Source organism: Geminicoccaceae bacterium, assembly GCA_020638465.1.
In the GTDB taxonomy this organism is placed as follows: Bacteria; Pseudomonadota; Alphaproteobacteria; order Geminicoccales; family Geminicoccaceae; genus JAGREO01.
In genome coordinates, this window is record JACKIM010000002.1 from 1,125,839 (window position 1) to 1,139,076 (window position 13,238).

Here is a 13,238-nt window from a genome sequence, read left to right on the forward strand (position 1 = left end):
ATGACTGAGCTGAACCCGGCCCTGATCCTCATCATCGGCGCACTGCCTCTGGCACTCCTGCCCGTTTCGTTGCGCAAGGCGTGGATGCTGTTCCTGCCGCTGGCCTGCCTTTATCAGGTTTCGTTCGGCGATTCGGGCAGTTTTGGCCACATGAACCTCATGGGCATGGAGCTTGAGACCTATCGGCTCGATTCCCTCTCGCGGATCTTTGCGATCATCTTTTCGATCGCTGCAGGACTCAGCGTCATCTACTCCCTGCATCAGGATGATCCGGTGCAGGAAACGGCCGGCCTGATCTATTCGGGCAGTGCGATCGGCGCGGCACTGGCCGGCGACCTCCTCACACTGTTCATCTTCTGGGAACTCACTGCCATATCCTCGGTGTTCCTGATCTGGGCCCGCGGCACCGATCGCGCGTACAAGGCCGGCATGCGCTACATGCTGATCCAGGTCGGATCCGGGGTGCTCCTTCTCGCCGGAACGCTCGTCCACTACGCGCAGACCGGCTCGCTCGCCTTCAACGCGCTCGGCATCGAGAGCCTCGGCGGCAAGATCATCCTCGTCGCCTTCGGCATCAAGTGCGCCTTCCCGCTGTTGCACAACTGGCTGCAGGACGCCTATCCCGAGGCGACCATTACCGGTACGGTATGGCTTTCCGCATTTACCACCAAACTTGCCGTCTATGCGCTGGCACGTGGCTATGCCGGAACCGAGATGCTCATCTGGGTCGGCGTCGTCATGACCGCCTTCCCGATCTTCTACGCCGTCATCGAGAACGATCTGCGACGGGTGCTGGCCTACAGTCTCAACAACCAGCTGGGCTTCATGGTGACCGGTATCGGCGTCGGGACCGAACTGGCGCTCAACGGCACGGTGGCGCATGCCTTCTGCCACATCCTCTACAAGGGGCTCCTGTTCATGTCGATGGGGGCGGTCATGTTCCGTACCGGGACGTGCAAGGGCTCGGAGCTGGGCGGGCTGTACAAGTCGATGCCCTGGACGACCGGTTTCTGCATCGTCGGTGCCGCCTCGATCTCCGCCTTCCCGCTGTTCAGCGGATTTGTCTCGAAGTCGATGATCCTGGCAGCTCTGGCGGAGAACGGTTATTTTGTCCCGTGGCTCGTCCTGCTGTTCGCATCCGCCGGTGTCTTCCACCATTCGGGAATCAAGATCCCGTTTTTCGCCTTTTTCGCGCATGACAGTGGACGTCGGGTCGAGGAAGCTCCACGCAACATGCTGATCGCCATGGGTGTTGCATCGTTTCTGTGCATCGGCATCGGTGTATTGCCCGGCCCCCTCTATGCAATGCTGCCCTATCCGGTCGACTTCTCTCCCTATACTTTCGAACACGTGGTCACCCAGCTGCAATTGCTGCTGTTTTCCGCACTGGCGTTCACCTGGCTGATGCGCGGTGGCGTCTACCCGCCAGAATTGCGTTCCGTCGTCCTCGATACCGATGTGCTTTACCGCAAGGGACTGCCCGCCTTCGCCCACTGGTTCTGCCGGGTATTCGGGCCGATGGATGCGGCAGTTCGCCGCTGGCTCGTCCGCGGCTTCAGCCGCTTTGCAGGCCAGGTTTCGCGTTATTCCGGCCCGGAGGGAGCGCTGGCGCGTTCGGTCGGTTCCGGCAGCATGACATTCTGGATCATCGTCGTGCTCGCGGTCTATCTGGCGATTACCTTCGCGGGCAACGGGATAGGTGGCGGGGGCCACTGACATCCGTTTGCACGGCGAGGCCTTTCATCACGGCGGCGGCACTACCATATGAAGGATCATCCGGGTCGGGGAACGGTGTGCCGTTCGCCGGTGACGCTCCGGAGATCCGGGCAATCGTCACGACGTTAACGTTTTGTTGGTGTTGGCGGAGGATCATGGGATTCATCTGTTGCCGTGCCGTGGCTTCGAAATGAATTTGTCCGAAGGGCTGAATGAACTATCATACTGGACGGGTCACCAAGGTGGGAATCTGGTCGAGGGAAGATGAGTAGCGGTTCTTTTGACGACGAGGAAGGTGATGCGGCCCAGGGCGGCATCGCCACGAAAACCAAGACGAAGACCCAGCGCCCCTCCCTGTACAAGGTGCTGCTGCTGAACGACGACTATACGCCCATGGAGTTTGTCGTCCTGGTTCTCGAACGCTTCTTTTCCAAAAGCCGGGAGGACGCGACGCAGATCATGTTGCACGTCCACCATAAGGGGGTCGGAATTTGTGGCGTTTATACCTTTGAGGTCGCGGAAACGAAGGTCGCCCAGGTGATCGAGTTTGCCCGCCAGAACCAGCATCCGCTACAATGCGCGATGGAAAAGGAGTAGCGGCTTGATCGCTACGGGTTTGAACCGGGCCTCGCGCCCGAATCATCGAGGGCAACGTCCATGCTTTCGCGCACTCTAGAAAAGACGCTTCGACGGGCTCTGGCCCTGGCCAATGCGCGCCAGCATGAATATGCGACGCTTGAGCATCTGCTCATGGCCCTCACCGAGGATCAGGACGCGGTTGCCGTGCTCAAGGCATGCGCGGTCGAACTCGAACGCTTGCGGATGACGCTGACCGACTTTCTCGATCACGAGCTTTTGGGCCTGGTTGTCGAGGGGGTGGTCGACGCCAAGCCGACCGCCGGCTTCCAGCGGGTGATTCAGCGGGCGGCCATCCACGTGCAGTCCTCGGGCCGGACCGAGGTGACCGGTGCCAATGTCCTGGTTGCGCTGTTTTCCGAGCGTGAATCCCATGCGGTGTATTTCCTGCAGGAGCAGAATGTCTCGCGTCTGGATGCCGTCAATTACATCGCGCATGGCATCGCCAAGAAGCCCGGCATGAGCCAGCAGAAGGTCGTGCGTGGTGCCGACGAGCAGCCGCAGCAACAACCGGAAGGCAATGAGGAAAAGGCCCGCACCGACAAGCCGCAGGCCGGCGAGGCGCTGTCGGCCTATTGTACCGACCTCAACGAGAAGGCACGTGCCGGCAAGATCGACATCCTCGTCGGTCGTGCCGCGGAGATCGAGCGTACCATCCAGATCCTGTGCCGTCGGTCGAAGAACAATCCTCTTTTTGTCGGCGATCCCGGCGTCGGGAAAACCGCCATTGCGGAAGGGTTGGCCCGCCGCATCATCGAGGGCGATGTCCCCGAGGTGTTGCGCGAAGCCGTCATCTATGCACTCGACATGGGGGCCCTGCTCGCCGGAACCCGTTATCGCGGCGATTTCGAGGAACGGTTGAAGACCGTCATCAACGAACTCGAAAATGACAGGAATGCGGTGTTGTTCATCGACGAGATCCACACCGTCATCGGTGCGGGTGCCACCAGTGGCGGTTCGCTCGATGCCTCCAATATCCTCAAACCCGCCCTCGCCTCGGGAGCCCTGCGCTGCATCGGCTCGACCACCTACAAGGAATTCCGCAACTACTTCGAGAAGGACCGGGCACTGGTCCGCCGCTTCCAGAAGATTGATATCCCCGAACCGACCGAGGAAGAGGCGGTCAAGATCCTTGAGGGCCTCAAGCCGAGCTTCGAGGAGCATCATGGCGTGAAATACAGCCAGGGTGCGCTCAAGGCCGCGGTCAAGCTGGCCACCCGATACATCCATGACCGCAAGCTTCCGGACAAGGCCATCGATGTGATCGACGAGGTCGGTGCGGCCCAGATGCTTCGCCCGCCGCAGCAGCGCAAGAAGAATGTCGGTCCCAAGGATATCGAGGAGATTGTGGCCAAGATCGCCCGCGTGCCGATCAAGGCCGTGAGCGCTCGCGACCGCGATGCGCTCAAGTCGCTCGATGCGGATCTCAAGGGTGCTGTGTTCGGTCAGGATCGTGCAATCGAGGCCCTCGCCAGTGCCATCAAGCTCAGCCGCGCCGGCCTGCGCGACCCGCAAAAGCCGATAGGCTGCTACCTCTTCTCCGGTCCCACCGGTGTCGGCAAGACAGAAGTCGCCCGCCAGCTGGCCGATGTCATGGCCATCGAACTGGTTCGCTTCGACATGTCGGAATATATGGAACGGCATGCCGTTTCCCGGTTGATCGGCGCTCCTCCGGGGTATGTCGGCTTCGACCAGGGTGGCTTGTTGACCGATGCGGTCGATCAGCACCCGCACGCGGTACTGTTGCTCGACGAGATCGAGAAGGCCCATCCCGATGTGTTCAACATCCTCCTGCAGGTGATGGATTACGGAAAGCTCACCGACAACAACGGCAAGACTGTCGATTTCCGCAATGTCATCCTCATCATGACCACCAATGCCGGCGCGTCGGATATGAGCAAGCCGGTCATGGGTTTCGGCGGGACCACCCGTGAAGGCGAGGATACCGAAGCCATCAAGAGGTTGTTCACGCCTGAATTCCGCAACCGCCTCGATGCCGTCATTCCGTTCAGCGGGCTCAGTGCGGTGGTCATCCGCTCGGTGGTCGAGAAGTTCATTCGCCAGCTGGCGGCACAGCTTGCCGACCGCCGCGTGTCGATCGAACTCGACGATGCGGCCATGGACTGGCTGGCCGAACATGGCTTCGATCCCCTGTATGGCGCACGGCCGCTGGCCCGGGTCATCGAGGACAACATCAAGAAGCCGCTGGCCGACGAGTTGCTCTTTGGCGACCTTTCCAAGGGCGGCAAGGTTCTTGTCACCGTGGGCGAGGACAGCAAGCTGGTCTTCCAGACACAACCGGCCGGACGCTCGCAAAAGCTGTTGGCAGCACCGGACTCGGATGATGACGACGATGATGACGGTGTCATGGACGAAGAGCCTGAAGTGGTGAGCTGAACACCTCCTTGCCTGGCGGATGCCGACCCCGGCTGTGAAGGATGTATTCGCTGCCGGGGTCGTTCATGCCGGCCATGAGTGCGCGATGCCCCGTTACTGCCGGAATATGCGGGTCAGGTGGGGCTGGCCTGTCATGCGCTCGTGCTGTACGAGCCATTGCGACTGAAAGAAGAATTCCGGTGAACGCGACGGGGCGGGATCTCCGGGACGAAGCATAGGGCTCGCGCTTCATGGCCATTGTCCGTGACCTCCAGACACCATCCCAGCGGACAGGGAAGAGGCGGAATCGCACCGACCTGATGAAGCTGGCACCGATCGAGCCCTTTGCCACGAACGACCTCGAAGCGCCGACCAGTCCGGTGCGGACCCGTCGCCTCCGGCCGCCCGATCTTTCATGGATGCGCCGCGTGCTCTGGCCGGCCATCGCTCATTTCGCCAATGACGAAGGTTTCGTTCTGGCCGGTTACATCGCCTTCACGGCATTGTTTGCGATGTTCCCCTTCATGATCTTCCTGCTGGCCCTCGCCGGTTTCATGGGCTGGGGTGGGGCCGCCGCCGATGCCATCGAGATCGGTCTGGAAATTCTGCCGCCGGAAGTCGAAGGCGTTCTGCGTCCAGTGGTCACCGAGCTGCGTGGCGGTCCCCACGGTACCCTGCTGACAGTCTCGATCGCCCTTTCCGTCTGGTTCTCGTCGTCGGGACTGGAAAGCCTGCGGCACGCCCTCAATCTCGCCTTCAGGGTCAAGGATCCGCCGGCATTCTGGGCCAATCGCCTGCGCAGCATGGCACTCACCGTGGTCTATGCGGCCATCATCCTCACCGCGATGCTCGTCCTGGTCGGCCTGCCGATCGCCCGCGAGGTCGTCACCTGGCTTGCCGAACGCGACCTGTTCGACCGAAACCTCTACACGGTGGTACGCTATATCATCGGAGTCATACTGCTGCTGACATTCACCATCGGCCTTTACCTGTCACTGACCAACACCGACCTGCGCCTCCGCGACGTGTTGCCCGGCGCCCTCATCTCGGTGACGCTCTGGGTGGTCGCCACTGCGGCCTACTCGATTTACCTGCGCAATTTCGGCCGTTACAGTATTCTATATGGCAGTCTTGGCGGTGTGATTTTTACTCTGTTCTTCTTCTATATTTCGGCGATCATCTTCATTTTTGGAGCACAGATCAATGCGGCCATGATGCAGGAACGACGCGATTGAGCCACTATTGCTGCAAGATATGGCGTGTGTCGCCTCCCCCTCTTGGATATCGGGGGGGTGACGTCTAGGATACCGTTCAAATCGAACGGCATTTCAATTCAAGGGATCGGATCGCCATGGCCAATTCGGGATTGCTCATGCAGGGCAGGAAAGGGCTTATCATGGGCATCGCCAATGATCGCTCGCTGGCATGGGGTATCGCCCAGGCCGTTTCGGCACAAGGGGCACAACTCGCCGTCACCTATCAGGGAGAGGCGCTGAAAAAGCGCGTGGCGCCACTCGCAGGACAACTCGGTCAGGATTTCATCCTGCCGGCCGATGTCACCGACAACGACAGCATGGATACCCTCTTCGAGACCATCGAGGAACGCTGGGGCAAACTCGATTTCGCCGTCCATGCCATCGCCTATTCGGACAAGGAACAGCTCAAGGGAAAATATCTCGATACCACTGCGGATAATTTCCTCAGGTCGATGCATATTTCCTGTTTCTCCTTCACCGATCTCGCCCGGCGCTGCGCACCGCTGATGGCCGATGGTGGATCACTGGTGACGTTGAGCTATTACGGTGCCGAGAAGGTCGTGCCGCACTACAATGTCATGGGGGTGGCCAAGGCGGCTCTTGAGGCATCCGTCCGCTATCTCGCTGTCGACCTTGGCGGCCAGAATGTCCGGGTGAATGCCATTTCCGCCGGGCCGGTTCGTACACTGGCCGCATCGGGCATCGGTGATTTCCGCTACATCCTGCGCTGGAACGAATACAACGCCCCGCTCAAGCGCAACACGACACTGGATGACGTGGGCGGAGCCGGTGTCTACCTGCTCTCCGAGCTCGGAGCTGGCACGACCGGAGAAATTCTGCATGTCGACAGCGGTTACCATGTCGTCGGCATGAAGGCGGAGGATGCGCCCGATATCGCCACGGTCTGAACGCCTGGACATCATTCCCTTGTTGCAGAATGCACGCAACCATGCGGCATCGCCCGATCCGGCAGAAGTGCCGGTGCTCCATGAGAAGGCCGGATTCCGGCGCATTGGAGCATTCGGTAAATATCGCCCCGATCCCCTGTCCGTCTTCATGGAAAAGAACCTCGACTGATGGCCGGTAACAGTTTCGGTACACTCTTTCGCTTCACGACCTGGGGAGAAAGCCACGGTCCGGCCATTGGCTGCGTCGTCGATGGCGTGCCTTCGCGCATACCGCTCAGCGAGGCCGATATCCAGACATGGCTGGACCGGCGCAAGCCCGGCCAGTCGCGCTTCACCACCCAGCGCCGGGAACCCGATACCGTCGAGATCCTCTCCGGCGTGTTCGAGGGATTGACCACCGGTACACCCGTGAGTCTGCTGATCCGCAACCAGGACCAGCGCTCGAAGGATTACGGCGAGATCAAGGACAGCTACCGCCCGGGCCACGCCGACATCACCTATGACATGAAGTACGGCATTCGCGACTATCGCGGCGGCGGTCGTTCATCGGCCCGCGAGACGGCGATGCGAGTGGCCGCAGGCGCCATTGCCCGCAAGATACTGGGCGACAGCGTCCAGATCCTCGGCTACCTCACCCGGATCGGCGAGGATGCCGTCGACCCGGCACATTTCGATGAGGCCGAGATCGGACGCAACCCCTTCTGGTGTCCCGATGCGCAGGCGGCAATCCGCTTCGAGCGGCAACTCGACCATGTGCGCAAGAATGGCTCGTCGGTGGGAGCCGTGGTCGAGGTCGTGGCCCGCGGCGTTCCCGCCGGCCTGGGCGAGCCCGTCTACGACAAGCTCGACAGCGATCTTGCCAAGGCGATGATGAGCATCAACGCGGTCAAGGGTGTTGAAATCGGTGCCGGCTTCCGGGCCGCCGCACTCAGCGGCGAACAGAATGCCGACGAGATCCGCCGCGGTGGCAATGACGGGCCGCGTTTCGAGTCCAATCAGGCCGGCGGCATCCTGGGCGGAATTTCGACCGGACAGGAGATCGTCTGCCGTTTCGCCGTCAAGCCGACTTCCTCGATCCTCACCCCGAGACGGACCATTGACCGTCATGGCGCGGAAATCGAGCTGCGCACCAAGGGGCGTCACGACCCCTGCGTCGGCATCCGCGCGGTTCCCGTCGGCGAGGCGATGATGGCCTGCGTCCTCGCCGACCATCTGCTGCGGCACCGGGGTGTCTATGACGGGATGACCCCTCGCCCGCTCTCTTCGCAACGTGCTCCCGAAGACTGACCTCCGGACATTCAACCTGACCGCATGCGGCGGACCCGCTGCATGCGTTGCAGCAGGCGGTCGGGCGTGAGTGGTACCTTGTCGGGCCGGACGCCCACCGCGTCGTGGATGGCGCCGAAGATCGCCGGCGCGGTGGCGGCCAGTGCGGGCTCGCCCAACCCCTTCGCCCCGTCGGGACCCAGCGGATCGCCTTCTTCAACGAGGAAAATTTCAATGGGAGGAATGTCTCCTATTGTCGGTATCAGGTAGTCATGCAGGTTTTCGTTACGCCCCGGCAGATATTCCTCCATCAGGGCCAGTCCCAGTCCCTGGGCGATCCCGCCATCGATCTGACCTTCGCACAGGGTCGGATTGATGGCCCGGCCCACGTCGTGAGCCGCCCACATGCGCTCGACCGTGACGGTGCCGAGGCCGGTATCGACGGCAACACGCGCCATCTGGGCGGCAAAGCCATAGGATGCATAAGGCACCCCCTGCCCGTTCTCGTCGAGAGGTTCGGTGGGGGGATCCCAGAAGCCCTGCCCCTTGAGAACGTCACCAGTGGCATCACTCTTCATGCGGGTAAGGTCGATTCTTGTCTTACGTCCCCCGTCATCGACAAGGATGTGCCCCTCTGCGAGTTTCAACGACGCCTCTTCCCCGGCATTGGCCAGCCGCAGGATCCGACCGCGGAGATCGAGGCCCGCCAGCCTTGCGGCATTGCCGGAGACAAAGGTCTGGCGCGAGGCGGATGTCTTGCCGGCATCCCTCGTGCGATCGGTATCGCCCGCTACCTGGCAGAAGGCTTCCACCGGCAGCCTCAGCGCATCGGCACAGATCTGCACCATGACCGTGGCACTGCCCTGCCCGATATCGACCGCACCATTGTACAGGGTCAGCCTGCCGCTTGAATCGATGCCCACATCCATCGCGGACGGATTGGTCAGGGCCGTATTGCCAATACCATACCACATGCAGGCCACACCGATACCACGGCGCAGATCGCCCTCCTCGCGTCGCAACCCCGCCTTCTCGGCCTGCCAGCGGGGTTTCAGTCGTTCCAGACAGGCCACCAGCCCGGTTCCCGACCCGAGCAGCTGCCCGCTGGCCGTGCGATCTCCATCGCGTAACGCGTTGATCAGGCGAAAGTCGAGGCGATCAATGCCGAGCCCGTCGGCAAGTTCATCCATCAACGCCTCGTGCACGATCGCCGCCTGCGGAACGCCGAAGCCCCGAAATGCCCCGGCCGGCGTACCGTTGCTGTAGAGGGCCGTGGTGGTGCAATGGGCCGCCCCGATGCGATAGGGACCGCTGGCATGGACGGGCACACGGGTGGCGACGGTAGGTCCCCACGAGGCATAGGCGCCCGTGTCGAAATCGCCGTGGAACCGCATCGCCAGCAGGCGCCCGTCGGCATCCGCACCTGCCGTGGCGGTGATCCTTGCCGGATGCCTTTTCGTCGTCGAGGATATGCTCTCGGGGCGGTCGTAGACACAGCCGACCGGGCGACCGGTCAGCCAGGCCGCCACCGCGATGATCGGCTGCAACGACACGTCGATCTTGCTGCCGAACCCACCTCCGCAGGCCGTCGGCACGATCCGCACCCGTTCGGGCGCGATGCCGAGAACGGCCGCCACCTCGGTGCGGTCCATGTAGGGAGCCTGTGTCGTGGCGACGATCTCGATGCGGTCGCCGATGCGCCGTGCATATCCCGCCTCGGGCTCGATATAGGCATGTTCGACGAACGAGGTTTCGACCGTGTGCCGGACCGTGACCGCTGCCGCGGCGAGAGACTGGCTGACATCGCCGGTGGCAAGCCGTCCGCGCGCCAGAACGTTGTCAGGGGTCTGCGCATGAATGGCCGGACGATCGAACACAAGCGTCGCATCCAGCCCCAGCACCGGTTTCGTTTCACACCAGATTACCGGAAAACCGGCAAGGTCGAGGGCCCGGATGGCCTGTGGTTCGCCGATGATGGCAGCAACCGGCTCGCCACGATGGCGGACCAGTCCGTCGGCCAGGAGCGGCTGGTCCTTGATCTCGGGATAGATGCCAAAGGCATTACGTCCCGGTATGTCACCCGCCAGCAAGATGCGATCGACACCCGGATGCAGAAGTCGCCAGGCCTCGACATTTCCCAGTTCGAACGTGGCGGCATGATGGGGGGAGCGAACCAGCCGCAGTTCAAGGCAGTCATCCGGCCAGCCATCGGCGCCGAATTGCGCCTGTCCCGTCACCTTGTCCGGCCCGTCCAGCCGTGCGATCCGGGCGCCGACGGCGGGCCGGCACGAAGCATTCCCGGCTGATGGCGCGGCATCCACGGCCATGTCCGTCACCGCCTCGATGATCTTGCGGTAGCCCGTGCATCGGCAGAGCACGCCGCCCAAAGCGGCTTCGACCTCGGCTTCGTCCGGCGACGGGTTGCCTGAGAGGAGCTCGACTGCCGCCATCAGCATGCCGGGCGTGCAGATGCCGCACTGGGCGGCACCGATATCGAGAAAGCGCCGTTGCAGGCGCTTGCCGAACGGCAGTGATGCCAGCCCTTCGACCGTGACAACCCGCCGTCCCCGGACATGTGCGACGGGCATCAGGCAGGCGCAGGTCTGCCGACCATCGACCAGCACCGTACAGGCGCCGCAATCCCCGGCATCGCAACCGATCTTGGTTCCCTCGAGATCGAGTTGCCGGCGCAGGACATGGGCCAGGCGGGTCATGGGAGGTGTTTCGACATGGACGGCCCTGCCGTTGATCTCGAAATCCACCTTCATGCGCATTCCTCCGGCAACACTTCGGCCATGGCTCGCCGGATGAGCGTCGCCGTGGCTTCCAGGCGATAGGCGGCCGATGCCCGGACATCGTCGATGGGTGCCAGCGGTGCAAGATCGTCCGGCTCGACCGATACCGTGCAGGCCGCCGCCCGGTCCATGGTCCGCAACCGCCGTTCGAGGCGGGGCAGTCGCCGGGCCGTCGGTGCGCAGGCTCCCACCGCAACCGCACACTCCCCAACCCGGCCATCGCCCGGGTCACGCTCCACCCGCACCGCCACCATGCTGATCGAGATCACCAGGTGACTGCGCGCGCCGAGCTTGAGAAAGACGCTGCGATCCGTTGCCGCCCGGTCCGGGACCAGCAATGCGGTGACAAGCTCATCGTTCCGCCGCGCGGTCTTGCGATTGCCCAGAAGAAATTCATGGAGTGGCAATTGCCGCCGACCGTCAACGGAACACAGTTCGACGGAAGCATCGAGCGCCAGCAAGGGTGGCGCGCCATCCGCCGCCGGCGAGGCATTGACGATATTCCCGCAGATCGTCGCGACATTCTGGATCTGCCGCCCGCCCACCCGTACCGCGGCCTGCCGCAAGGCATGGAACCATTCGGGCAAGTCCGCTTCCGCCAGTTCGCGCCAGCACACAAGCGCGCCGATGCGCCAGACCCCGTCAACGAGATCGATGCCGCGGAGTTCGCGGAGCCCGCCCAGATCCAGCCACGGTCCCGGGTCCTGCCGTGTCACCATCGCCGGATAGAGGTCGGTGGCGCCGGCTACAGGCCGCCACAGGCCGTCTCGCAACAGTTCGACCGCATCGGCGAGCGATTCCGGCCGCGCATATTCCCTCTCGCCATGCATGTTCCGGCTCACCTCCACGACTCACGCACACGGCCAGCTGTTCTTCATTCCCATCGGCATTGTGTCGCCTGTCAGCGCCATGGACAAGGGAGCAACCCGGTATGAAGCCGGGTCCCCGATCGCTGCTGTTCGTTCTCCATCCGCGGCATGTCGAAAAAATGTCACGAACAGGTGGGCAAATACTCGCCAGTCACTACAGGGTATGTCGCTGATTTCCCGGGAATCTGTCGGGATTCACCGGCGATTTACCGCGATGGACGATAATCAGGCTGATCGAACGGTGCCCGCAATTCGCCTCGCCATCCGGCAGGCGGATCGAAAAATGCGAGCCGTTTCGAACATGAAGTTCGAAGCGGAGTTTCTCGCTGGTGCCGGGGAAAAGGGTGGATGTCCGGGCGCCGGAAAGCCCGGCGGATACCTGAAACGGGCCGAGGGCCTCAAGTAGAGGAACGTCGCATGTACTGGCTGACAAAGAAGATATTGCCGATTCCGGCGTTGGTCGGCGCCAATCCGGCCCTCACCGTTGCATTCCGCTGCTGGAACAACTCAAGGGAGGAAGGCTGCCTGCCGCCACGCTGTGCCGTCGACACGCCCCAGTTCCGCCTGCTGGTTCCCGACGTCCACTGGATCGATCTGCGCAAGTTCAACGAGAACGAGGATATCCATCTGGGTCCGCTCGAAGGCTTTGCCGGTGCGGCCAGTACCGGTCACAACCACCTTCAACCCGTCGACCTCGGCGAGGCTCTGGTCGATGACCTGCACAATGCGGCCTTTGCCGGCGCGCCCGTCTTCCTCACGCTCGGATTGTCGATCCAGGACGAACCGTTCAGCTATCAGGTCCTCATGATCCCCCACGCCGACGACGGCATGCATGTCACCGAGATCGCGATCATCGCCGAAGCCGGAGAAGTCGCCTTCGCATCGGCCTAGAACGGTCTATTCGGAACAACCAGCGGAGGGAGGTTCCATCCGGACAGTAGTCTATTCGCCCCGATAGCTGTCAGGCGGTGTCGCCGGACGACCGGCGGCATCGAAGAAACCCCGCGACAAGGGCCACCTCGGCGCGGTTGAGGGACCTTGCGGGCCACAACGTGCGTGAGGCCTGGACGGGCATCGAAAGTGGAATCGTGCCAATTCAATCCGGTGGGCCTGGCTTCCGAGCAAAGCGGAGACCATCGAACAGCCGGGAACGATGTCTTTCGAAATATCGATGGACTTCAAGAGCTTTGAAGAAATATCGAATATTTCCAAATAGCTGAAATGGTGGGCCCGGTAGGATTCGAACCTACGACCAGACCGTTATGAGCGGCCGGCTCTAACCGCTGAGCTACGGGCCCGACGATGTCCTGACTTGCGCAGGCGTTGGCGTCATAGCCGCTTGCAGTACCGGGTGACAAGCCGTTCGCGTCGTTTCGCCCGGACGATTCGCCACCCTCCGGATCTTGCCCTGACGCA

At 62.4% G+C, this 13,238-nt stretch carries 10 protein-coding genes and 1 tRNA gene; 8 read left to right on the top strand and 3 right to left on the bottom strand.

All coding sequences use genetic code 11. From position 1 onward, the window contains the following. The 7 genes from H6851_15520 (at position 1) to aroC (ending at position 8,179) form a co-directional block, all read left to right on the top strand. A complete protein-coding gene (locus tag H6851_15520; protein MCB9945016.1) occupies positions 1 to 1,716 on the top strand; it encodes a Na(+)/H(+) antiporter subunit D in 1,716 nt (571 codons plus the stop codon). 264 nt (positions 1,717 to 1,980) lie between these two features. Further along, positions 1,981 to 2,313, top strand: coding sequence for an ATP-dependent Clp protease adapter ClpS (gene clpS, locus H6851_15525; GenBank protein ID MCB9945017.1), 333 nt, complete (start codon positions 1,981 to 1,983; stop codon positions 2,311 to 2,313). Positions 2,314 to 2,373: 60 nt separating this feature from the next. Continuing rightward, a complete protein-coding gene (gene clpA, locus H6851_15530; protein ID MCB9945018.1) occupies positions 2,374 to 4,749 on the top strand; it encodes an ATP-dependent Clp protease ATP-binding subunit ClpA in 2,376 nt (791 codons plus the stop codon). Between the two features lie 299 nt (positions 4,750 to 5,048). After that, positions 5,049 to 5,963, top strand: coding sequence for a YihY/virulence factor BrkB family protein (locus H6851_15535; GenBank protein MCB9945019.1), 915 nt, complete (start codon positions 5,049 to 5,051; stop codon positions 5,961 to 5,963). 116 nt (positions 5,964 to 6,079) lie between these two features. Beyond that, complete coding sequence (gene fabI, locus H6851_15540; GenBank protein ID MCB9945020.1) at positions 6,080 to 6,892, top strand: enoyl-ACP reductase FabI; 813 nt, start codon at positions 6,080 to 6,082, stop codon at positions 6,890 to 6,892. Between the two features lie 19 nt (positions 6,893 to 6,911). After that, positions 6,912 to 7,061: a hypothetical protein gene (locus tag H6851_15545; GenBank protein MCB9945021.1), complete on the top strand. Its 150-nt coding sequence runs from the start codon at positions 6,912 to 6,914 to the stop codon at positions 7,059 to 7,061. Next, a complete protein-coding gene (aroC, locus tag H6851_15550; GenBank protein MCB9945022.1) occupies positions 7,061 to 8,179 on the top strand; it encodes a chorismate synthase in 1,119 nt (372 codons plus the stop codon). The genes H6851_15545 and aroC overlap by 1 nt, the downstream gene beginning before the upstream one ends. 11 nt (positions 8,180 to 8,190) lie before the next feature. Here aroC and H6851_15555 read toward each other — a convergent pair whose 3' ends face one another. Continuing rightward, entirely contained in the window at positions 8,191 to 10,926 is a 2,736-nt protein-coding gene (locus H6851_15555; GenBank protein ID MCB9945023.1) for a molybdopterin-dependent oxidoreductase, read from the bottom strand. Further along, positions 10,923 to 11,783 (bottom strand): FAD binding domain-containing protein, encoded by an 861-nt coding sequence (locus H6851_15560; GenBank protein MCB9945024.1) that lies wholly within the window; start codon positions 11,781 to 11,783, stop codon positions 10,923 to 10,925. The genes H6851_15555 and H6851_15560 overlap by 4 nt, the downstream gene beginning before the upstream one ends. Before the next feature lie 456 nt (positions 11,784 to 12,239). Here H6851_15560 and H6851_15565 point away from each other — a divergent pair, with 456 nt between their 5' ends. Further along, positions 12,240 to 12,713 (top strand): hypothetical protein, encoded by a 474-nt coding sequence (locus H6851_15565; protein ID MCB9945025.1) that lies wholly within the window; start codon positions 12,240 to 12,242, stop codon positions 12,711 to 12,713. A 331-nt stretch (positions 12,714 to 13,044) separates the two neighbouring features. On the opposite strand, the gene H6851_15570 is transcribed toward H6851_15565, so the two are convergent. Then, a tRNA-Ile gene (locus H6851_15570) sits at positions 13,045 to 13,120 on the bottom strand. Positions 13,121 to 13,238: the final 118 nt, after the last annotated feature.